Origin of the sequence: Erwinia billingiae Eb661, assembly GCF_000196615.1 — a bacterium.
GTDB classification, from domain to species: Bacteria; Pseudomonadota; Gammaproteobacteria; order Enterobacterales; family Enterobacteriaceae; genus Erwinia; species Erwinia billingiae.
Map to the genome: position 1 here is coordinate 4,326,753 of NC_014306.1, position 23,409 is coordinate 4,350,161.

Sequence of the window (23,409 nt, forward strand, 5' to 3'; positions counted from 1 at the left end):
CGATCCATATTTTTACAGAAACATGCCGCGCGCATCGATATTGATGATTTCCGCCGTGCCATGGCTGTTTCTCATCACAAATTGCGTAAATTGTGCCATTACCGCGCAGGAGTGATTGGGGAAAACGCGCATCAGGCTGCCGAGCGGCGGTGTATTGCCATAATGTGGAATAAAGCCGTGCTCTTCCGATAATTTTTCGACGCGATACTGCCGATCCGTCAGCGCATTGACCGCCAGACCAAAATCGGCTGCACCAGTTCCGTGCGGACCCTTGTCAGAACTGAGTGCTTTTGAGCCGGCATCAATAATGGCGTAGCGATCGTTTACCGACACCACCCGCGCGACCACGCTGATGGCCACCTCATCCAGCGTGCACAGCTGCAGGCGCAACCCGGTAAGATCGCATAAGGCGTAATTGCCGGGACGGATCTCGTCATACCCGTCAGGCAAGGGCGCACCAAGGATCGACGGCGTTGCACCGACGGACAGCGCGCACTGCGCAAATCCAGCCTGATGCAGGCGCTGGCGCAGTCCCTGCATACACTGGGCTTCTGCCTGCACGATCGCCGCCATCTGCTGCGGGTTCTGTGCGCCATAGGCATGTCCGGCATGAGAGACCAGCCCGGCAAAGTGCAGGCCGGCGGCTTGCACCGCGTGGGCCAGCTGCAACGCTTCATCGCCTTCCGGATTGACCCCAACCCGTCCAAGCCCGACATCAACCTTGATCCACACCGATAAATCCAGCGAAGTGACCGCCGCTGCGGCCTGCGCAATAGCCGCCACGCCGGCCTGACTGGCGACAATCACCCCCAGTTTGCAGCCGCTGCTGGCGGCCACGGCAAACAGCGCGCTGACGCTTTCAGCCTGTACCACCGGGTAAGCCAGCAGCACATCGCGCACGCCGCCGTTGATAAACACCACGCCTTCGCTGGGTTTCGACACGGTGATGCCGACCGCGCCCAGCGCAATCTGCTGTTGCGCGATCGCCACGCTTTTATGGGTTTTCACATGAGGACGGAGCCGTACGTTCCCCGTCGCGGCGCGCTGCTGCATCTGCTGTAAATTACGCGTAAGCCGTTGCGCATCGATTTCAATATAGGGCGTCAGCCGGTCGTCATAAAACGGACGATCGCTGCCTGCCACTGCTTCTGAACCTGCCTTCAGTTGATTCACACTGCCTCCATCGTATCGGACTCTCCCGTCATCAGGAGCGAGTTGCCCATCCTAACCCAAACGCGCGTCAGCGAAAAAAAAAGCGCCCGTGCAAATGCAGGGGCGCTCAGAGTCTGCCTGAACCGTGAATAAGGTCACGGTTTACAGCGAATTAGAAGTCGTAACGCAGACGGACCAGGTTCATATCACCCAGGTTGTCGGTGCTGGAGGTGAAGACGTGTTCGTAGTCAACACGGAAGCCGTAATCCAGCTGGAAGGTCACGCCGACGCCGTTATCGATGCGCTGATAGTTGCGGTCGTTAACGTATTCCAGACGGTCACCCATAAAGTACGGCATCACCGATTTCAGGGCGTACTGGCCCACCGGGATGGTGTAACCGGCCAGATACTCAATGCCCCACGCATCGCCCGCGAAGTAGTTATTCACGTTAACTTGCTTGGTGGTCAGGAAGTTCTGGTAGTAACCGCCGCCGAAGCTGAAGGTCCAGTTGTCCGGTTTCCAGCTCAGAGAAGTGCCGTAGATGTTCTGATCGTAGGTTTTGTTGTCGCCGTTGCCAGGGTTACGCATCTCAGCGCGGGTGTAGTTCCACGCGGTGCCCCAGGTCAGGTCTTTGGTCAGGTGATAATCCACACCCAGCGAGCCGCCGCCCTGACGCTTGTAGCGCAAGCCGTTGCCCGGGAGGTATTCGTTATCGCTGAACAGGTACGACGCATAGACGTCAGCCGCGCCGAAGGTGTTTTTGTACTTCAGCATCTTACGGCTACGGTATGAACCATCGTAGTCGCCGTTGATGCCGTTGCCCGGTGCCTGGGCGAGCATGTCGTAGTCCCAGATATCGGTTTTCGCGCCAACCACATCATAGTAAACGCTGTTCTGCTGGCCGAAGGTCATCTGGCCCCAGGTCTTACTTTTAAAACCGGTATACAGCATACGGCGGCTGGTGTTGTTTGCGCCGTCAGCGTGGTGATTATCCCAGTCAAACACCGCCGGAATATTCACGCCCAGCTCGTAGTAACCGATCCAGCTGATGTCATCAAACAGGTAGTAATCCGCCGCAAAGCGGAAACGGGTGCCGCCATCGAAGCCGTTACGCTTGTAAGAGCCGTTATCGCTGGCGCCGGTCATATTGTTGAACTGCGGACGAATACTGCCGCCAACGGTAAAGTTCAGGCGGCTAAGCGGGTCGCCAGCCTGAGGATCTTGCTTCAACACAGTCACTTCTGCATGGGCGGCGAATGACGCACTGCCTGCCAGCAGCCCCAGACCAATGGCCTGAGATAAAACGCGCATTTTTGTTAACATAATGTATCCCTGGAAAGAATCGTCTTAGAATTTTGCCCGCAGATAATAGCCTGAGAAACATGACAAAAAATCGCCTTCCATGACCGTTTTGTGCGTTTTTGCCGACGAAATCATTAAGTAAATGTGTCATTTGACGCACTTACTCACGAAACCAAGCATTTTGTGCGGTTTTTAGCGTTTCCCGTGCAGCATTCACATCCGCATTGATGTTTTGCAATAATTTGCCGATAAGCGCCGTTAAAGCCGCGCGGGTTAACACTTTTGCAACACCAGAGTGAATTTCTGTCCCTGACTGCTATACCTCACAAAGGATTGCATAAGGAGGACAGCATGGCATCAGACAGCAGCAGGCCAGACGATCGCGAGGCGCGACTGACCCGCCTCCGGCAACTCACCCGCACGCCGGTACTGATTATTGGTGGCGGCATCAACGGCATCAGCACCTTCCGCGAGCTGGCTCTGCAGGGGATCCCGGTGGTGATGGTGGAAAAAGGCGACTGGTGTCAGGCCGCCAGCGGCGCGTTGTCACGGATGATCCACGGTGGATTGCGCTATCTGGAAACCGGTGAGTTTTCGCTGGTGAAAGAGTCGGTACAGGAGCGCGACCGGCTGTTAAAAAATGCGCCGCACTTTGTCGCCCCGCTGCGCACCACCGTGCCCATTGACAGCTGGGGTGGTGGCCTGATGAATGCCGGAAAACGCTTCCTGCGCCTGTCCGAAAAACCGAGCCGTCGCGGCGCGCTGGTGATCAAAACCGGCCTGGCGCTGTATGACACCTGGTCCCGCCGCTTCGGCACCATGCCCAAACATCAGCTGCACACTAAACAACAGACTCAGCAACGCTGGCCGGGTTTTGCCGACTGGGTGAAGTGCAGCGCCGCCTACTACGATGCGTGGATTGCCGCACCGGAACGGCTGGGCTTTGAACTGATTGACGATACCGAGCGTGCGGCCGCAGGCGCGCTGGCGCTGAACTATGTCAGCGTTGAGCAGTGTGATGGCGAGAACATCATCCTGCGCGACAGCTTCAGCGGCGAGACGTTTTCGCTGCGACCGCATGTGGTGGTCAATGCCACCGGCGCGTGGATCGATCGGCTGAACGGCACCTTAAGCCCAACCCTGCCTGAGCAAAAGCTGATTGGCGGCACCAAGGGCTCGCATCTGATCCTGCGCAGCCCGGAGCTGCTGCAGATGCTGGATGGCGAAATGGTCTACTACGAGAATCAGGAAGGCCGGGTGTGCATTATGTTCCCGTGGTACGGCAACGTGCTGGTGGGTTCGACCGATATTCGGGTGGATAACCCGGATGATGTGGTCTGCGAAGCGGACGAGAAAACCTATATTCTGCAATCGCTGCGCTTTGTCTTTCCCCACCTTAAGGTCAAAGACGAAGACGTGCTCTATACCTTCAGCGGCGTGCGCCCGCTTCCGGCCAGCGATTCGGCCTTTAATGGCACCATTTCACGCAATCACTCATTAGTGTTACTGCCGCCGGTGGCCGGACGGGAGTTCACCACCCTGTGCCTGGTCGGCGGCAAATGGACCACCTTCCGCAAATTTGGCGAAGAAGCGGCAGACCGCGTGCTGAAGCTGCTGGGCGAAAGCCGCAAGGTCAGCACGGTGGAGTTGGCGATTGGCGGCGGCCGCAATTATCCCAATGCGGCGCGAAAACCCATCTGGATGCACGAACTGAGTGAGGAATTCGGCCTGACGCCGGCGCGCGTTTCACAGCTGGTTGCCCGTTACGGCACCCGCGCCCAGGCGATGCTGCATACCATGGCACTCCAGCCTGACCAGCCGTTGCAGGCTAACCCGAACTGGAGCCAGAACGAAATACGCTTCCTGATCGCGCACGAGCAGGTGCAGACGCTGGAGGACCTGTTGGTTCGCCGCACGCCGCTGGCCATCAGCGGACAGCTGACCGTTGATCTGATTGCGGAGATCAACCGCCTGCTGGCGGAGGCGCGCGGCTGGTCGCCGGAACAGGCCGCGCAGCACCTCGATCACACCCTTTCACGTCTTGCCAGCCTGCACGGGCTCGGCAGGCTTTCTCCTGTGGCCGTTAATAAGGAAACCCGCCATGTCAGCCAGTCAGAAAGTGAGGCTTAACCGACTCTTTAATCAGGGTAAATGCCTGGATGTCGCCATCGATCACGGCATCGCCAACGAGCCAGATTTCCTGATCGGCCTGGAAGATATCGCCAGCGTGATGCGCAGCCTGGTCACCGCTCAGCCTGACGCGATTCAGGTCAATTACGGCCAGGCCGATCTGCTTCAGCAATTGCCCCAGCGCCACAAGCCCGCGCTGGTGCTGCGCACCGACGTCGGCAATGCCTATAACGCCGCCCGTCATCGTGAGATGTGGGCGGTGCTGCACAATCCGGACGATCCGATTCTGGCGGCCCTGCAAATGGACGCGGCGGCAGTGGTGGTGAATCTCTATCTGATCCCCGATGAGCCGGGCATTTTTCGCCAGTGCATTGAGAATATCGGCCGGCTGCGCCACGCCTGCGAGCGTTACGGCATGCCGCTGATGATTGAGCCGCTGGTAATGGCAGCGGCCGGACAGGGCGCGGCCTATGGCTCGCTGGGCGACGTGGAGAAAATGGTGCCGCTGGTCCGGCTGGCGCGCGAACTGGGCGCGGATATCATCAAGGTTGATCCGACCGATAACGTGGAAGAGTTTCACCGCGTGGTGGAAGCGGCCCGTTGTCCGACGCTGGTGCGCGGCGGCGGCAAGGGTGAACTTGGCCCGGTGCTGACCAAAAGCGCGGCGCTGATGGCGCAGGGCGCATCCGGCATGGTGTATGGCCGTAACGTCTATCAACACAGCAATCCGGCCAGCGTGGTGACGGCGCTGATGGCGATAATTCATCAGGGCGTCAGCGGAGAAGAGGCGCTGGCGATCTATCAGCGTGCTGGCTGAAACGGAGAAATGCGATGAGCCAACTGCTGGGCATTGATGCCGGCAACACCATGATTAAGGCGGTGTTGTTCGATCTGGATGGCACGGTTCGCGCCGTTGCCAGCTGTGCGGGCGAAACCCACCAGCCACAGCCCGGCTATGCCGAACGACCGGTGAACGAGGTCTGGCTGGGCGTCACCGCCGCCATCAAAGCCTGCCTGGCACAGATGCCGGATGCGCAGGTGATCGCCGTCGGTGCCGCCGGACATGGCAACGGGCTGTATGCGCTGGATCAGGCGCAGCAGCCGTTAATCGGCATTCAGTCGGTCGACAGCCGCGCCGCCGACCGGGTGGAGGAGCTGGAACAGAGCGGCAACGCAGCGGCGATTTATGCCCGTTCGCTGCAAAAAGTCTGGGCCAGCTCAACGCCGGTGTTGCTGAGCTGGCTGAAGCGAAACCGGCCGGAACTGTATCAGCGCATCGGCCATGTGCTCTGTGCCAAGGACGTTATCAGTCACTTCCTGTCTGGCGAAGTCAGTGCTGACTATTCCGATGCGTCCGGAGCCGGGCTGATTGATCACCGCGTTCGCGGCTACAGCGCCGACCTGCTGGCCCTGTACGACCTGGCGGACGCCCTGCCGCTGCTTCCCGCCCTGCATGAATCCTGCGAAGTGGTCGGCACCGTCACCCCACATGCCGCGCAGCTTACCGGTTTACCTGCCGGTATTCCGGTGGTGGCGGGGATCTTTGACGTGGTGGCCAGTGCCGTTGGCTCCGGCGTGGTGTTGCCAGGCGAAGCCTCGATTGTGGCAGGCACCTGGAGCATTAATCAGGTGGTGGTGTCCCGTCCTGATTACCTGCGCCCGGTCTTTATGAACGCCCTGATTGAGCGCGATCGCTATATGGCGATTGAAGCCAGCGCCACCTCGGCGACCAATCTGGACTGGTTTATCCGCGAGTTTGCCGACGGCCGCAGCGGCAGCGGCGCAGAACAAAGCAGTGATTTAGTGGCAAAGGTGGTGCCGGATGCGCATCTGCCGGTCTACCATCCCTACCTCTATTCCGGCCGGAAAGAAGAACCGGCCAAGGCCGGATTTTATGGCCTCAGCGGCTGGCACACCCGCGCCGATATGCTGTTCGCCTTATTTGAAGGCGTGACCTTTTCTCACCGTGCGCATATCGATCGGCTGCGCGCGGCCGGACTGCCGTTCACCTCGGCTACCCTTTCTGGCGGTGCCAGCCGCAGCTGCGTCTGGCCACAGATGTTTGCCGACGTGTTGGCGATCCCGATTCAGGTCGCGGAGTGTAAAGAGACCGGCGCGTTGGGCGCGGCAATCTGTGCCGGCGTCGGCGTAGGGATCTGGGCGAATCTGGCGGAAGGCGTGGCGCAGGCGGTCAAGCTCAACCCGGTGATTTTGCAGCCCGACGCTGCCCGCGTTGCCTTCCATGAACCCCGTTATCGCCTGTTCAAAAAGCTGGAGCGGGCGATGGACAGCCTCTGGCATGAAGAGCTTAACGACCTGGCTTAACGTGATCTAAATCTGAATTCCGTTACGTCGCTGTTGGGTAGCCGCCGGGTAAATAACGTTAATTTAACTTAACACTCCGCAAGCAGGCTGGCGGACGACTTCCGCATTTTGCTTATAATTCAACGAACTTCCCGTCATCTGGCCCGCTTATGCCCCACAAAATGTTAATGTTACCGATTTGAAAATAATACAAACTTAAACAAAGTGTAAACAGACCGTCATAAACCACGCGGTCAGCCGCATTTTGCTGGGTGGTAACAACATTGCCAGGGATAATTCGCTGCGCTAAATTGGCATATTACGCGCAGATCAGACCACTGCTACTTCCGGCACAGGGCTGGGATCGCGTCAGGTTGAGGATAAAAATAAGCTCATGGGTTCAGAATTACTCTCGCTGGTACTGTTCATTGCTTCAGTGTCGCTTTACACCTGGAAAGCCGGAAGAAATAAACTGTGGTTCAGCGCTATTCTGCTGTTTCTTGGCATCTATATCATTCTGAACGCCTCGATGCTCGCGAGTAATTATTTTACCGGCGAAGGCATTAATGACGCGGTTATTTACACCATCACCAGCAGCTTAAGCGGCGCGGGGATCAGCAAATATATTCTTCCGGCGGTGGGATTGATTGTCGGGCTGGTTGTGCTGTTTGGCGTTTTGTCCTGGCTGTTACGCCTGCGCAAAGGCCATCGCGCCAGTCCGCTCTACAGCCTGCTGGCGGTGATTCTGGCCGTTGCCTCGATCAATACCACGCCGGCCTATCAGCAGGTGGCCAGCCTGATTAAATCCCAGGTCGGAAAAGGTAACTCCGATTTCTATACCCATTACAAAGTGCCGGGAAAACAGCTTCGCGGGGATAAGCCCAATCTGGTTTATATCTATGCCGAAAGCCTGGAACGCACCTACTTCGATGAAAAAGCCTTTCCTGGTCTGGCGCCGGAACTGAGCAAGATTAAAGATAACGCTTACGACTTCAGCAATACCGAACAGCTGCCGGGAACCGAATATACCATTGCCGGCATGGTGGCCTCGCAGTGCGGTATTCCGCTGTTTGCGCCGTTTGACGGCAATGCCTCCAGCTCGCTCTCCACCTTCTACCCGCAGAACGTCTGCCTGGGCGACATCCTGAAGTCTTCCGGCTACCAGAACTACTTTTACCAGGGCGCGAGCCTGAGCTTCGCCGGCAAAGATCTGTTCCTCTCCTCGCACGGCTTCGACCATCTGTATGGCTATAACGAGCTGAAATCGGTGGTCAAAGATCCCAACTACCGCAACGACTGGGGCTGGTATGACGACACGCTGCTGGACGTGGTGTTCGATAAATACCTTGAGCTGGCGAAGCAGAACCGCCCTTTCTCACTGTTTGCGTTAACCGTCGATACCCATCATCCGGACGGATTTATCTCGCGCAGCTGCCAGCGCAAAGACTATCCGTATGAGGGCAAACCGAACAAATCCTTTGCCGCAGTGGCCTGTAGCCAGGAACATATTGCCCGGCTGATCCAGCGCATTCAGGCCACGCCGTACTTTAAAAACACCATTATCGTGGTCAGTTCCGATCACCTGGCGATGAACAACACCGCCTACAAATACCTGAACCAGCACGACCGCAGCGATCTGTTCTTTATGGTGCGCGGCAACGACGTCACCAGCAAAGTGCTGCCGGTGAAACGCAGCACGCTGGATAACGGCGCGACGGTGCTGGATGCGATGGGTGGCGATAACTTTATCGGCCTTGGCCGCAGCAGCCTGTCGTCAACCTCTATGGTGGCCACCTATCTGAATATCAAAGACAAAATCAACGAGTGGAAGCCCGACATCATCAAGCTGTGGAACTTCCCGAAATCGATTTCCGATTACAAAATTGATACGGTCAGCAACACCTTCAGCTTCTCCGGCATGCACTTCAAGCTGCCGCTGCTGCTGTCGGTGAAGCCGAACAGGATTGAGCCAAAGTTTGACGTCTACCTCGCAACTCCCTTAAAGCAGCAGCTGGCGAACTTTGCGCCTGACGAGAAGTTTGTCTGGATTGACCGCTGCTTCAAAATGGGCGATGTCTGGGACGAGAAGCTGGAGCTGAACCCTGGCCTGTGCGTCGCTGACGGCACGTTGAACTCTGCGCCACAAATTGAGCAGATTGAACCGGGCAACACGCTGGGCAAGGTCACCTTTAAACAGACCGGCGATAACAGCGACGCGCGTTATCAGCAGGCGGTAACGCGCCTGAGAGTCACCGATGACGATCTGCGTTATACCGCCGACCACATCATGTTCGGCCTGCCGGGCCTGCCGAAGCAGGTGCAAAAGGTCACCGGCCTCTCCTTTATCGAACCCTGGGGTGGACGCTGGTCTGACGCCAATCTGCTGCCGACCGTCACCGTGCAGTATCTGGAACCGCTGCCGGCAGCCTTTGACCTGAAGCTGACCGCGCGGGCCTTTGGCAAAAACAGCCAGAAGCCGTTCACCGTTAAGGTGGGTGACCGCACGCAACAGATTACGCTGACCAATGCCGACAGCACGCTTAAGATTCATTTCACTAATCCGTCGCAGTCGCGCACCATTGAAATCCTGCCGCCAGCGCCGGAAGAGACCGCCGAAGGCGCTATCGACGGCTTTGCAGCGCGTAAGCTGGGCATCGGCCTGGTCAGCCTGCAGGTGACCACCACCGAATAAACTGAGACCCGCCTCACAAATATTCATCAAGTTTTCGCCCCTGTTGCCGATTTAACCTGCTTCAGGGGCGCAAACGAAAGCCCTGTCTTTCAGAGGGAAACATGTGATGGCATCAGTGAAAAATATGAAGGTCGGGGTTCGCCTCGGCGCTGCGTTCAGTTTGGTGATCCTGTTGTTGATCATCGTGAGCGTCACCGCAGTAGTCAAAATCAACACCATTAACGACGCGGTCAGCAGCATCGTCAGCGATCGTTATATCAAAGTCCGCCTGGCATTTGACGTGCGCGATGGCGTCAACGATCAGATTAAATTCCTGCGCGGCATGGTTATCGACACCACCCGCCCACAATACAACGTTAAGCGCTTCGGTCAGCTGACTGACGCCACCGACAAAACCAATCTGGCGGTGGGCAAAATTGCCCAGCTGCAAACCACGCCCGTGGGTATCAAAAAAATTCAGGCGGTTAAAGAAGCGGCTCAGACATTTGAAACGGCTAAATCCACGCTGCTGGAGATGATCCGTGCCGGTAAACAAGATGAAGCGGCCGAATTCGCCCTGCAAAAAATGACCCCGGCACAGAATACCTATCTGAATCTGGCCTCCGCCTTTGCCGACTCGCAGTCGCAACAGCTGGTCGCTGAAGGCGCGCTGGCCGGCACGGAAGGGAACAGTGCGATTCAAATCACCCTGATCTTCTCTGCCCTGGCGATCCTGGCCGCAGTCCTGCTGGGCTATTTCCTCGCCCGCTCAATCGTGCGTCCATTGCGTGAAGCGGTGACCATTGCCGAAAACGTGGCGGCTGGCGATCTGCGCACGGTGATCCGCGTCAACTCTACCGATGAAACCGGTCAGCTGATGCAGGCCCTGAAGCACATGAACGAAAACCTGCTGCGCATCGTCACCGAAGTGCGCTCCGGCACCGATTTGATCCATAACGCCTCCAGCGAAATTTCAGCGGGCAATATGGACCTGTCATCACGCACCGAGCAGCAGGCCAGCTCGCTGGAAGAGACCGCCTCGGCAATGGAGCAGATGACCTCAACCGTGAAGCAGAATGCCGACAACGCCCGCCAGGCCAATGAACTGGCCGCGCTGGCGTCGAAAGTTGCCAGCCAGAGCGGTGATGCGGTGAAGCAGGTGGTCAGCACCATGGAGATGATTAACGGCTCCTCACGTAAAATTGTCGACATCATCAGCGTGATCGACGGCATTGCCTTCCAGACCAACATCCTGGCGCTGAACGCGGCGGTAGAAGCGGCGCGTGCCGGTGAACAGGGTCGCGGCTTTGCGGTGGTGGCCTCGGAAGTGCGCAGCCTGGCGCAGCGCTCTGCTTCAGCGGCGAAAGAGATTGCCCAACTGATTGAAGACTCGGTCAGCAAAGTGGACGAAGGCGGCAAGCAGGTGGCAAAAGCCGGCACCACCATGGAAGAAGTGCTGAGCAGCGTGAAAAGCGTGACCGCCATCATGGGCGAAATCTCAATTGCCAGCTCAGAACAGAGCACCGGCATCAACGAGATCAGCATGGCGATCACCCAGATGGACCAGGTGACGCAGCAGAACGCCGCGTTGGTAAACCAGTCGGCGTCGGCGGCGCAATCGCTGCAAGAGCAGGCAGAACAGCTGTCGCGGGCGATCAGCGTGTTCAAGGTTAACGACGCGCACTACCACGGTCAGGCGCTGGCCTGATTGTTGAGAGGGCACGCCAGTGCCCTCTTGATACAAATTTGTGGCGAAAGTCGCTGATAAAAGCACGCTGACGGCTTTTTAAGCCGGGTTAAAACAGATTACTATAAGGTTTCTCTTAAGCCTGACTCAGATGGATGACCGCACGTTGAAACCCCTTCTTCACCGTTTGCTGGCACTAATGCTTGTTGCCCTTCCGCTTAGCGGCATGGCAGCGAGAACCAGCCCCGACCCGCTTCTTGCGTCCCAGATTGTTGACCGCTACGCGCAGAACATCTTCTACAACACCAAGGCAACCGGCATGGCGATGGTGGCAATTGATGCCAACCAGCGCGTTTTTGCCAGCCAGGGTTATGTCCGTCCAGGCAGCAACGTGCGCCCGCAGAAAGACTCGGTGATCCGCATTGCCTCGCTGACCAAACTGCTGACCAGCGAACTGCTGGTGAAGCTCTCTGAACAGGGCGTGGTTCGCCTTGACGATCCGTTAAGCAAATATGCCCCTGCCGGCAGCAGCGTGCCGGGTTACGCCGGGCAAACCATTCGCCTGATCAACCTGGCGACGCACACCAGCGGCCTGCCTCGCGAACAGCCTGGCGGTAAGGCGCAGCGTCCGGTGTTTGTCTGGCCGACGCACGCTCAGCGCTGGAACTGGCTGGGCAATGCCCAGCTGAAAGCCGCGCCGGGCAGCCAGGCGGCCTACTCTAATCTGGCCTTCGATCTGCTGGGTGATGCGCTGTCTAAAGCCTCCGGCGTGCCTTATCCGGCGCTGCTTCAGCGTGAAATTACCCGTCCGCTGGGCATGAAGGACACCACCTTTACGCCGTCACCGGACCAGTGTCGTCGCCTGATGGTGGCCGCGAAAGGCGCCAGCCCGTGCATGAATACGCTGGCGGCGATCGGCAGCGGCGGCATTTACTCGACGCCGGATGATATGGGCCGCTGGATGCAGCAGTTCCTTTCCTCCGACGTGCATCCGCGCACGCCGCAGGCCGACCGCATTCAGACCATGATTTATCAGCGCGACCAGTTAAGCAGAGTCATCGGCATGGATGTGCCGGGCAAAGCCACGGCGCTGGGCATGGGTTGGGTATATATGGCGCCTCAGGGCGGCCGTCCTGGCATCATTCAGAAAACCGGCGGTGGCGGTGGCTTTATTACCTATATGGCGATGGTGCCGCAGTACAGCGTTGGCGTGTTTATTGTGGTCACCCGCTCGGCGCAAACGCACTTCACGCCGATGAGCGATGGGGTGAATAATCTGCTGACCGAATTAATCGGCAATACGCCTGACAGTGCGCAATTAGCGGCCAGCATTATGTCCAACTAATATGCGATTCACCCGGCGGACGCCTTAAATCCGCCGGGAATAAGCCACGAATATATCTGGATGTAAATATCCATTATAAAGTTTAAATAATGGATCATCCGGGTGCGCAACGCACTGCTGGCGCTCACCGCCTTTTTTCTTCGCGAATGTATTCAACGCCCTCCGCAATTATTCCGCCCGTATTACGCCCTTATATCATCAGAAACTCGCCGGTAAATTAATACCGTCACGCGCCGTTATTTTTACTGGCACGTAATATGCTACATCCCCCTTTTACCGTATTACCCAAAATAGAAAGCGATAAGCAATAACTCGCGACATCACATCATGAGGTTCCTATGGCGAAGGCGGCATTTAAACAAAAGTTAGGGTTGGTTGATCTCAGCCTGTTGGGGATCGGCTCGATGATCGGCTCCGGCTGGCTGTATGCGGCGCTGACCAGCTCCGGTTATGCCGGGGCACAGACCGGATGGGCATGGATTTTAGGGGCGATTATCGTGCTGATGATTGGCCTGGTGTTTGCCGAGCTTTCTGCCGCCATTCCGCGCGCCGGCGGCTTTGTGCGTTACCCCAACTTCTCACACGGCAACGTGGTCGGCTTTGTGATCGGCGTCAGTTCGTTGCTGGCCTACACCAGCACCGCCGGGGTGGAAGTGGAAGCGGTGCGTCAGTATGCCCAGTACTGGTGGCCGGCGGTCAGTAACAGCGCGGGCGGCCCGACGGCGTTGGGCTTCGCGGTGCAGATCCTGCTGCTGGTCGGCTTCTTCCTGCTGAACTACTGGAGCGTCAGCTTCTTTGGCCGGGTGAACACCATCGTCACCACCTTCAAATTCATCGTGCCGCTGCTGACCATCGGCACGCTGTTTATGTATTACCACGGCGCCAACCTCGATGTGCCACCACCGCCACCGGGCGGCGCGCATGGCATCTTCACCTCGCTGACCGGTGCCGGCATCGTGTTTGCCTATCTCGGCTTCCGCCAGGCGGTGGACTTCGCCAGTGAGGCCAAAAATCCGCAGCGCAACGTGCCGCTGTCGATCATCATCGCCATCGCGGTGAGCTTCGTGATCTATATCGCCCTGCAATATGCGTTTATGGGTGCGGTGCCGTCCGAAGCGCTGTCGGCGCACGGCTGGGATGGTCTGAAGCAGGTATTCCAGTCGCCGTATGCCGATCTGGCGCGCAGCCTGGGGATCACCTGGCTGATTAACCTGATCCTCGTCGATGCGGTGATCTCTCCGGCCGGTACCGGCAATATTTACCTCGCCGGGGCCAGCCGCGTGCTGTTTGCCTGGGCGCGTAACGGCCACCTTTTTAAAATCTTTGGTGAAGTGGATGCCAAATCCGGCGTGCCGCGCGGCGCGCTATGGCTGTCACTGATCCTGTCGATTGCCTGGACGCTGCCGTCGGAGTTCCAGGTGTGGGGCGGATTGATTGGTGCCGTTACCTCGGCCACCGTGTTCACCTATATGCCGGGCCCGATCACCCTGGGCGCATTCCGTCGTCATCTGCCGGATATGCCCCGTCCGTTCCGCCTGCCGGTTGCCGCCATCCTCAGCCCGCTGGCGTTTGTCGCCAGTACGCTGCTAATTTACTGGAGCGGCTGGTCGGTTAACGAAATTCTGATCCCGATTCTGGTGCTGGCGTGGGTGGGCTATGCGCTATTCGGTAAGAAGTCGGACACCTCAGGCCGCGATCTGAAATGCGCCTGGTGGTTGCTGGTCTACTATCTGCTGGTGCTGATCCTGTCGTATCTCGGCACCTTTGGCGGCATCAATGCGATCGCGTCGCCGACCGATATGATCCTGGTAACTATCGCCTCTCTGTTTTGTTACTACTGGGGCGTGGCGGCCAGCCTGTCGGTGCCCGAAATCACCGATGATGAAGAAATTTCCACCGACGCTGACGAAAAACCGTCCGGCAAATATGCCCACAATTAATCCATCGCGTTAACCTCACCAGGGCGAGAAAAACTCGCCCTGGACTGATCTCCATCAATACCCCACCGGCTATTTCCTGCGCATATTTCCCCCCGACCTCTCGAGTAATAATAAAAACCTTCAAGGCAGGAGCCGATATGCAACACAGAATGGTATTGAATGAAACAGCCTGGTTTGGTGCGGGATCGATCGCGCAAATCGTCAGTGAAGTGAACAAACGCCACTTTACCAAAGCGTTGCTGGTGACCGATAAGGCGCTGATGAAAGCCGGCGTGGTGGAGAAAGTCACCGCGCTGCTCGACCGGCACCATCTGCCCTATATGATTTATGACGAGGTGGTGCCGAACCCGACCATCAGCGTGGTGCAGCAAGGCGTGGAGCTGTTTAAAACTGCTGGCGCTGACTACCTGATCGCCATCGGCGGCGGCTCCCCGCAGGACACGGCAAAAGCCATCGGCATCATTATCAATAACCCGGAATTTGCCGACGTGCGCAGCCTTGAAGGCTTCGCCGACACCCGCAACCCGTCAGTACCAATCATTGCTGTTCCCACCACCGCCGGCACCGCTGCCGAAGTCACCATCAACTACGTGATTACCGACGAAGAGAACCGCCGCAAATTCGTCTGCATCGATCCGCACGATATTCCGGTGGTGGCGATTGTCGATGCCGAAATGATGGCCAGCATGCCGCCTTCGCTGAAAGCGGCCACCGGCATTGATGCCCTGACCCATGCGATTGAAGGCTTTACCACCAAAGGCGCGTGGGAGTTAACCGATGCGCTGCACCTGAAGGCGATGCAGATTATCAGCCGCTCGCTGCGGGCGTCGGTCGCAGGCGAAGCCAAGGGTGTGGAAGATATGGCGCTGGGACAGTATATCGCCGGCATGGGCTTTTCTAACGTCGGGCTGGGGCTGGTTCACGGCATGGCGCATCCGCTGGGGGCGTTTTACAACGTGCCGCACGGCGTGGCCAACGCCATTATCCTGCCGCACGTGATGGCATGGAATGCCGAATACACCGGCGAAAAATACCGTGATATTGCCCGGGCGATGAACGTCCCAAGAGTTTGCGGCTTGAGCCTGAGCGAAGTGCGGGTGGCGGCGGTCGACGCGGTGAAACAGCTGTCCGCCGACGTCGGCATCCCCGCCAGGCTGCGTGATGTCGGGATGAAAGAAGAAGACATTGCCGCGCTGGCGCAGGCGGCACTGGACGATGTCTGCACTGGCGGCAACCCGCGCGACGCCACGCTGGCCGATATTACCGAGCTGTATCGCCAGCTGTACTGACCGGACCAACCGAACCCCGGCGGATAAAACGGGGAGTGAAAGTGGGCTGGGAGCCGGCATCATCGCCACGGATTTGTGAAATCACGCGGCGGGCGGCTTCCCGGCCCATCTCATACACCGGCTGCTCAATCACCGACAGCGGCGGCGAAACGATTTCCGTCCATGGGAAATTGTCATACATCACGAACGACAAATCCTGCGGGATCCGCAGCCCGCGCAGCGCGAATTCACGCATCAGCGACTGGGCAATCAGGCTGTCTGAGGCAACAATCGCCGACGGCGGCGGGCCATTCTCAAACAGTTGCGCGACAATCTTGCCGATCGCCGCATCATCAATCGCATCGGTTTTAATCATCTCCGGCAGGAAGGTCACGCCCGCCTGCAGAAACGCCCGTTCCATGCCCGCCACACGCTGCGCCACCGGGGTCAGCCCCAAATCCTCCGGCTGCTGATAGCCGCCCTCGCACTGCATGCTGGTGACATAGGCAATCCGCCGGTGTCCCAGTTCCAGCAGCTGCTGCGTGGCTTCCTGTGCCGCAGGCGTAAAGTCCACGCCGATCACCTCCACATCCAGATCGTAAACGCCCCGATCGAACAGCGTCAGCGCACAGCCATCCGCCAGAATCTGCGCCAGATGCGGATTGTCTCCGGCCGCCGAGCTGCAGGGCGCGACGATAATGCCGTCCACGCGCTTATCCAGCATCACCCGCACCGCTTCCTGTTCGATGTCCACCTGCTCATCGCTGTTGCTGAGGATCACATGGTAACCCGCCTGGCGCGCCACGTCGGAGATGCCGCGCAGCGCGAGGCCAAAGTGCGGATTTTCGATATCGCCGACAATCACCCCCAGCGTGTTCGAGCGTCCGGTGTTCATGCTGCGCGCCAGCTCGTTGGGGCGATAGCCTAAGCGGCTGGCGGCATCGGTCACGCGGGTGGCCACCTCGTCACTCACTGCGCCATAGCCGCCCAACGCGCGGGCGGCCTGCGCTTTCGACACGTTCGCTTCGCGGGCCACATCGGCGACGGTCGGGGCTTTGGCCCGTGCTGCTGCTCTGGTCATAATAATTTCGAATCACATGTTGAGTGGATGAAGATTGACGGCTTTTACCGGCTGTGTCTACTATCACTATAGCTGACTTGAGACCGGTCTCACAACCACCCTGTCGCCCTTCAGCCACCTGCATTGAGACCGGTCTCATACTAATAAACCGATCCGCTCTCAATAGTCGTTGATGTTATCCACAACAAAAACGGACTGACTATGAAATCGCATAAGCCCCTGATCGCTCTGGCCGCTTCCCTTCTCGCTGCGGTCTCTTTATTCACCAACGCTGCTTCGGCGGCCAGTAATGACAATCCCTATGGTTTGATTGAGCCCGGCCACCTGCGCGTCGCCAGCCTTGGCGATGCCAAACCCTATACCTTCACCGATGCCAACGGCCAGTTCACCGGCTTCGACGTCGAGTTCTTTACCGACGTGGCGCACCGCATCGGCATCAACAACGTGGACTTTATCGGACAGGACTTTGCCGGGATTTTGCCGGCGGTGGCGAACGGTCAGTACGACGCGGGCGTGGCGGCGATTGGCATCACCAAAGCGCGCGAGCAGACGGTGGACTTTTCCTCCGGCTATCTGGCGGGTTACCTGACGGTGCTGACCAGCAAAACCTCGGGGGTGAAGAACGTCGATACGCTGGCCAAACACCGGCTGGCGGTGATCCAGGGCACCCTGCAGGAGTCTTATGCGGTCGATCACTTTAAACAGACCGACCTGGTGCGCTTCCCGGATAACAACGCGGCGATCTCGGCGATGAACAACGGCACGGTGGATGCGGTGTTCCTCGATTATGAGTCGGCCAAAACCTACGCCGACCGTTATGACCTGATCCATGCCGCAGACATTCCGTCGTTTGACGCGCCGGCGGGTTTTGCCATCGCCAAAAACAAGGTGGCGTTCAAAACCGCGCTGGATAAAGCGATTAAGTCGGCGATGGAAGATGGCACCTGGAAACGCCTGTATGAGAAATGGTTCCCCGGCTCGCCGATGCCGAAACAGTATCTCCCTGCCGCTGACCAGACCACCCAGTCCTGAAAACGCGCCCCTCTACCCGGCGGCGTGACCTTCTCGCCGCCTAAAGAAAGTGAGTCCTTGCTATGGATATTTTCGAGATCCTGAGGAAAACGTTTTTCGACTTTCCGTCGATGTTACAGGTTCTGCCGCAGCTGCTCGGCACCGGGCTGATCAACACGCTGATCATCTCCCTCTGCGCCACCGTGCTGGGCACCTCAATCGGCCTGCTGCTGGCGCTGATGGGCATTTCGCCGTCCCGCTGGCTGCGCATTCCTGCCCGCCTCTATACCGACCTGTTTCGCGGTTTGCCGTCGATCCTCACCATCCTGCTGATCGGCCAGGGCTTGGCCCGCTTCAGCTATCAGATTTTTGGCCCCAGCCCCTATCCGCTGGGGATTTTCGCCCTGAGCCTGATTGCCAGCGCCTATATGGGCGAGATTTTCCGCGCGGGGATCCAAAGCGTGGAACGCGGACAGCTGGAGGCCTGCCGCGCGCTGGGCATGAGCTACGCCCGTGCCATGAGCCTGATCATCATTCCGCAGGGCATCCGTCGCGTGTTACCGGCGGTGGTGAATCAGTTTATTGCCATCATCAAAGACTCCTCGCTGGTGTATCTGCTTGGGCTGATGGTCAACGAACGCGAGCTGTTCCGCGTCGGCCAGGATGCGGCAGTGCTGACCGGCAACCTGTCACCGCTGATGCTGGCCGGGCTGTTCTACCTGATGATCACCGTGCCGATGACCCATCTGGTGAACTATGTCGATGCCCGTTACCGCACCGGACGCCGCAAAGCGACCGCGCCACAAAGCGGGCTGAAAGAAGTAGACGAAGTGCAGCAACGCAACGCGCTTGCCACCCATCCTGCGTCGCAGCTGACGCCCGACAGAGGACAATAAGATGCTGAAGCAGACTTCCCCGGCAGCGCCGGTCGAGGAGCGCGCGTTTCACGGCGCCAGCCTTGAGCTGCGTGACCTGACGCTGGCCTACGGCGAGATTGAGGTGCTGCGCAAGGTGTCGATCAGCGTCTCACCGGGCACCACCACCTGCATTATTGGCCCGTCCGGCTCGGGAAAATCGACCCTGCTGCGCGGCATCAACCGGCTGCACGAGCCGAAATCCGGCGATGTGTTGCTGGCTGGCCGTTCAGTGTTGAAAGAGAACCCCGACGCGCTGCGGCTGCGCATCGGCATGGTGTTCCAGCACTTCAATCTGTTCCCGGACCACAGCGCCTTGCAGAACGTCGCGCTGGCCCCGTGGAAAATCAAAGGATTGCCGAAGAAGCAGGCCTTTAAGCTGGCGGCAGACCGGCTGAATGAAGTGGGCCTGACCACCCGCGCCGACCACCGCCCGCGCGATCTGTCCGGCGGCCAGCAGCAGCGCGTGGCGATTGCCCGGGCGCTGGCGATGGATCCGCAGGTGATGCTGTTTGATGAGGCGACCTCTGCCCTCGATCCCGAGCTTGTGAAAGGGGTGCTGACGCTGATGGCCGACCTGTGCACGCGTGGCATGACCATGGTGGTGGTGACCCATGAAATGGGCTTTGCCCGCAAGGTTGCCGACCAGGTGGTGTTTATGGATGAAGGTGAAATTGTCGAAAGCGGCACGCCGGAGCAGATCTTCGACCGCCCGCAATCGGCCCGTTTGCGCCAGTTTCTTTCGGAAGTGCTGTAACGCCCTGTTGGCCGTTGACCGCCTCTTACTCTGTCTGACTGATAAGGAATTTGTTATATGGCTGTAACCGCTTCAAGCAAGACCGTTGCCGTGATCGGCGGCGGCATTATCGGTGTTTCCATCGCCACCCATTTGCAGCGCTTTGGCGCACAGGTCACGCTGATTACCGAGGCTGAGCCCGCCTCCGGCGCGTCCGGCCGCTCGCTGGCCTGGCTGAATTCTGCGGGTGAGCGCTCGCTTGCCTACCATAATCTGCGCATGGCCGGGATCGACCGCTATCGCACGCTGTTTTCTCAGCAGCCCGACGTCGACTGGCTGCGTTTTGACGGCGGCCTGTGCTGGAGCAAAAACGACGAGGCCGGCAGCCTGGCGCGTCATGCCTATGAAGCGGCCCACGGCTATGCCTCGGTGCTGGTTGGGCCCGACACCGTCGACCGTTTTACGCCGAATATCGCCAGCGGGGCGATGGCCGCCACCGCCATCTTCAATCCCGGCGAGGGCTGGGTCAGCCTGCCGCCGCTGATTAGCCAGCTGCTGGCCGAGTTCAAGGCCGCGGGCGGCAAGCTGGTTGAGCAGGCCGGGAAAGCCACGGTGCAAACCGACAGCGCAGGACGCGCCACCGGCGTGTCCACCCTTGCGGCCGGTGCGTTTTCCGCCGGGGTGGTGGTGGTGGCCTGCGGACCGTATACCCCTGACGTGGTGAAGCCGCTGGGCGTGACCATTCCCAACGGTTCGCCCGTGTCGATGCTGGTAACCAGCGAACCGGTCGATCACGGGCTGAAAGCGGTGCTGAATACGCCACGATCGGCGGTGCGACCCAATCCGGGCAGTACGTTAGTGATGGATCATGACTGGTATGAAGCGCAGTTTACCCAGGATGCCGCAGGCAACTATCAGATCCCGCCGGCGGTGGTCACCGAGCTGATGGCGGAGACGACGAAGCTGCTGGCCGGGCATCCGCCGCTGCAAGCCGCTGGCTGGAAGGCCGGGCTGAAGCCGATCCCGGGCGATGGCGATCCGGTGCTGGGTGAACTGGAAAAAGTGCCGGGCTGCTATGTCGCCTTCACCCATTCAGGCGCCACGCTGGGGCTGATTGTTGGCGAGCTGCTGGCCGGGGAAATTGTCAGTGGGGAAAAACATCCGATGCTGGCGGCGTTCCGCGCAGAGCGGTTTTAAGGGGTCAGGCGTAACCGGATACGAGGTTACGCCTGACTTAATCGTGAAGTTACACCGACCGTTATTGGCAAGGTTACGCCCCGTCGATCACGCCTTGCGCAGCTGCCCGAAGGCGGTCTGGATGCGGCGACCGGCTTCGCGTACCGACGCCAGGTCCGTCGCAATCGACAGCCGGAAATACGGCGACAGGCCATAGGCGCTGCCCGCCACCCCGGACACGCCGCTCTCCAGTAAATAGCTCAGCACATCCTCTTCACTTGCCAGCGGGCGGCCATCGGGCCGGATGCGACCCAGCACGTCCGCGCAGCGGCACAACACAAAGAAGGCCCCGGCCGGCGAGCTGACGCTGAGGCCATCCACCGTGCTCAATGCATCCACCAGGCTGTCGCGACGTTGCTGATAGGCCGCAAGCTGAGGCACCAGAAAATCCAGCCCGCCGTTAAAGGCCGCCACCGCCGCAGCCTGGCTGACCGATCCGGCCCCCGAGCTGTTTTGCGACTGAACCACCGCCATCGCGTCGGTCAGGACTTTCGGGCCCGCGCCGAAACCAATGCGCCAGCCGGTCATGGCGTAGGTTTTCGACACCCCGCCCACCAGCAAAATACGATCCTTCAGGTCCGGCGCAACGTTCAGCAGGCTTTGATGCTGGCGGCCATCGAACAGCACGTGCTCATACAACTCATCCAGCAATACCAGCACCTGCGGATGCTGGCGCAGCACCGCCGCCAGCGCCGACAGTTCGGCGGCGTCATACACCGCGCCGCTGGGATTACCCGGCGAATTCAGCACCAGCCAGCGGGTTTTCGGCCCAATCGCTGCCGCTAACTGCTGCGGCTGCAGCTTGAAGCCCTGCTCCAGCGGGCAATCCAGCAGCACCGGCTCACCGCCGTTAAACTTCACGCTGTCCGGAAAAGTCGGCCAGTAAGGCACCGGCACCAGCACTTCATCGCCGTCATTCAGCGTGGCGGCGAAGGCGTTAAAGATGATCTGCTTGGCGCCGTTGGCGATCACAATCTGGTTGATGTCATACGCCAGCTGATTTTCGCGCAACAGTTTACGCTGCACCGCCTGACGCAGCGCTGGCGTGCCGGGCGTCGGCGTGTAGTTGGTCTCGCCGCGCGCAATCGCCTGGTATGCCGCCTGCTTGATATGTTCAGGCGTATCGAAATCGGGCTCACCCACCGTAAGATCGAGAATATCCACCCCTTCCGCCTGCAGGCGCTGGGTGAGCTGACGGGCGGCAGCATTCGCCGACAGGGAAACGCGCTGAACACGGCGGGACAGGGTAATGGTCATGAAGAGATCTCGCGGTTAAGCCGGAGCGCATCCGGCTGAGAAAAGGATCAGTTGTAGTCGGGCAGCCCGAGGTTTTCGCGCAGGGTGTTGAACTGATACTGCTCGCGGAACAGGCCACGGCGCTGCAACTCCGGCACCACCAGCTCGATAAACAGATCCAGCTGCTCCGGCACGGTGGCAGGCATGATGTTGAAGCCGTCCGCCGCCGACTGCTCGAGCCACTGCTGGAAGTCATCGGCGATATCTTCGGCCGTGCCCACTACCACGCGATGCCCACGGGATCCGGCGGCTACCGCTGCCAGCTCGCGCAGTGTCAGGTTGTCGCGTTTCGCCATCTCGGTAAACAGCCGTACCCGGCTCTGGTTACCCTCGCCTTCCGGCGCATCCGGCACCGGGCCGTCCAGCGGATACTGGCTGAGATCGAGGCCGAAGCGTGCCGACAGCTGGCGCAGGCCATTCTCAATATCCACCAGCGAATTCAGCGCTTTCCAGGTCGCCTGCGCCTCTTCACGGGTTCTGCCGACAATCGGCATCACGCCCGGCAAAATCAGCAGATGATCCGGGTTGCGTCCGGCCTCTTTCACCCGCTGCTTCTGGGAGCGGTAAAACGCCTGACCTTCTTCCAGGCTGGCGGACGCGGTAAACACCACTTCGGCAGTTTCCGCCGCCAGCGCCTGACCATCCTCCGAGGAACCGGCTTCAATGATCACCGGCCGTCCCTGCGGTGAACGGGAAATATTCAGCGGGCCCTGCACCTGATAATGCTCACCCTGATGATTAATCGCCTTGATCTTGTCATCAACAAAATAGCTGCCGCTGGCGGCATCCGGTTGCACCGCGCCCTCTTCCCAGGCTTCCCACAGCTTGAAGGAGACCTCGAGGAATTCGCGCGCTTTGGCATAGCGTTCCGCATGGCCCGGCATATCGTCGCGGCTGAAGTTGCGCGCCACGTCGGTGGAGAACGAGGTCACCACATTCCAGGCCGCCCGGCCACGGCTGATATGGTCAATCGACGAGAAGCTGCGCGCGAGGGTAAAGGGATCGCTGAAGGTGGTGGAAGCGGTGGCCGCCAGGCCGATATGTTTGGTTGATACCGCCAGCGCCGACAGTAAGGTCAGCGGCTCAAGGCGCGCCATGGTGGATGGCAGGCGGTGCACGCTGGTGGCCAGCGCATCACCGACGAAAAACATATCAAACAGGCCGGCTTCGGCCTTCTGCGCGATCTGGATCAGCCAGTCGATATCGGTCGGCGAACCTAACTGGCGGGTCAGACGCCAGCCGCTGACGTGCTGCCCCAACGGCTGAACGAACAAACCCAGGCGAAGCTGGCGGGGTGAAGACGGAGTCGGTTGCATAATCAGTCCTGGAATAATA

At 59.1% G+C, this 23,409-nt stretch carries 17 protein-coding genes; 12 read left to right on the plus strand and 5 right to left on the minus strand.

What is annotated here, in order from left to right; all coding sequences use genetic code 11:
* Positions 1-12: 12 nt before the first annotated feature.
* Positions 13-1,173 carry an alanine racemase gene (locus EBC_RS21140; RefSeq protein ID WP_013203901.1) on the minus strand — a complete coding sequence of 387 codons (1,161 nt, stop codon included), beginning with the start codon at positions 1,171-1,173 and terminating at the stop codon, positions 13-15.
* 151 nt (positions 1,174-1,324) lie between these two features.
* The gene (locus EBC_RS21145; RefSeq protein ID WP_013203902.1) at positions 1,325-2,476 is read right to left on the minus strand and encodes a porin; all 1,152 of its coding nucleotides are present in this window, start codon (positions 2,474-2,476) and stop codon (positions 1,325-1,327) included.
* 330 nt (positions 2,477-2,806) lie between these two features.
* Here EBC_RS21145 and EBC_RS21150 point away from each other — a divergent pair, with 330 nt between their 5' ends.
* The 8 genes from EBC_RS21150 (at position 2,807) to fucO (ending at position 15,821) form a co-directional block, all read left to right on the plus strand.
* Complete coding sequence (locus EBC_RS21150) at positions 2,807-4,585, plus strand: glycerol-3-phosphate dehydrogenase/oxidase (protein ID WP_013203904.1); 1,779 nt, start codon at positions 2,807-2,809, stop codon at positions 4,583-4,585.
* Entirely contained in the window at positions 4,557-5,402 is an 846-nt protein-coding gene (locus EBC_RS21155) for a class I fructose-bisphosphate aldolase (protein WP_041692131.1), read from the plus strand. Before EBC_RS21150 ends, EBC_RS21155 begins: the two co-directional genes overlap by 29 nt.
* A gap of 14 nt (positions 5,403-5,416) precedes the next feature.
* On the plus strand, positions 5,417-6,910 hold the full coding sequence (locus EBC_RS21160) for an FGGY-family carbohydrate kinase (RefSeq protein ID WP_013203906.1): 1,494 nt from the start codon (positions 5,417-5,419) through the stop codon (positions 6,908-6,910).
* 373 nt (positions 6,911-7,283) lie between these two features.
* Entirely contained in the window at positions 7,284-9,581 is a 2,298-nt protein-coding gene (gene opgB, locus EBC_RS21165; protein WP_013203907.1) for a phosphatidylglycerol--membrane-oligosaccharide glycerophosphotransferase, read from the plus strand.
* A 106-nt stretch (positions 9,582-9,687) separates the two neighbouring features.
* A complete protein-coding gene (locus tag EBC_RS21170; protein ID WP_013203908.1) occupies positions 9,688-11,268 on the plus strand; it encodes a methyl-accepting chemotaxis protein in 1,581 nt (526 codons plus the stop codon).
* A gap of 130 nt (positions 11,269-11,398) precedes the next feature.
* On the plus strand, positions 11,399-12,592 hold the full coding sequence (gene ampH, locus EBC_RS21175; protein ID WP_013203909.1) for a D-alanyl-D-alanine-carboxypeptidase/endopeptidase AmpH: 1,194 nt from the start codon (positions 11,399-11,401) through the stop codon (positions 12,590-12,592).
* Positions 12,593-12,930: 338 nt separating this feature from the next.
* Positions 12,931-14,532 carry an APC family permease gene (locus EBC_RS21180; protein ID WP_013203910.1) on the plus strand — a complete coding sequence of 534 codons (1,602 nt, stop codon included), beginning with the start codon at positions 12,931-12,933 and terminating at the stop codon, positions 14,530-14,532.
* A 137-nt stretch (positions 14,533-14,669) separates the two neighbouring features.
* The gene (gene fucO, locus EBC_RS21185; protein WP_013203911.1) at positions 14,670-15,821 is read left to right on the plus strand and encodes a lactaldehyde reductase; all 1,152 of its coding nucleotides are present in this window, start codon (positions 14,670-14,672) and stop codon (positions 15,819-15,821) included.
* Here the strand turns inward: fucO and EBC_RS21190 are convergent.
* Positions 15,793-16,881 (minus strand): LacI family DNA-binding transcriptional regulator, encoded by a 1,089-nt coding sequence (locus tag EBC_RS21190; protein WP_013203912.1) that lies wholly within the window; start codon positions 16,879-16,881, stop codon positions 15,793-15,795. The genes fucO and EBC_RS21190 overlap by 29 nt on opposite strands.
* 201 nt (positions 16,882-17,082) lie before the next feature.
* On the opposite strand from EBC_RS21190, the gene EBC_RS21195 reads away from it, so the two are divergent.
* The 4 genes from EBC_RS21195 to EBC_RS21210 all read left to right on the plus strand — a co-directional run bounded on the left by EBC_RS21195 (position 17,083) and on the right by EBC_RS21210 (position 20,739).
* On the plus strand, positions 17,083-17,913 hold the full coding sequence (locus EBC_RS21195) for an ABC transporter substrate-binding protein (RefSeq protein ID WP_013203913.1): 831 nt from the start codon (positions 17,083-17,085) through the stop codon (positions 17,911-17,913).
* A 62-nt stretch (positions 17,914-17,975) separates the two neighbouring features.
* A complete protein-coding gene (locus tag EBC_RS21200; RefSeq protein ID WP_013203914.1) occupies positions 17,976-18,788 on the plus strand; it encodes an amino acid ABC transporter permease in 813 nt (270 codons plus the stop codon).
* Between the two features lies 1 nt (position 18,789).
* Positions 18,790-19,563, plus strand: coding sequence for an amino acid ABC transporter ATP-binding protein (locus EBC_RS21205; RefSeq protein ID WP_013203915.1), 774 nt, complete (start codon positions 18,790-18,792; stop codon positions 19,561-19,563).
* Positions 19,564-19,620: 57 nt separating this feature from the next.
* Positions 19,621-20,739 (plus strand): NAD(P)/FAD-dependent oxidoreductase, encoded by a 1,119-nt coding sequence (locus EBC_RS21210; RefSeq protein ID WP_013203916.1) that lies wholly within the window; start codon positions 19,621-19,623, stop codon positions 20,737-20,739.
* Between the two features lie 87 nt (positions 20,740-20,826).
* On the opposite strand, the gene EBC_RS21215 is transcribed toward EBC_RS21210, so the two are convergent.
* Both EBC_RS21215 and EBC_RS21220 read right to left on the minus strand, forming a co-directional pair.
* A complete protein-coding gene (locus EBC_RS21215) occupies positions 20,827-22,035 on the minus strand; it encodes an aminotransferase class I/II-fold pyridoxal phosphate-dependent enzyme (RefSeq protein WP_013203917.1) in 1,209 nt (402 codons plus the stop codon).
* A 47-nt stretch (positions 22,036-22,082) separates the two neighbouring features.
* Positions 22,083-23,390, minus strand: a complete 1,308-nt coding sequence (locus tag EBC_RS21220; RefSeq protein ID WP_013203918.1) for an LLM class flavin-dependent oxidoreductase — start codon at positions 23,388-23,390, stop codon at positions 22,083-22,085.
* Positions 23,391-23,409: the final 19 nt, after the last annotated feature.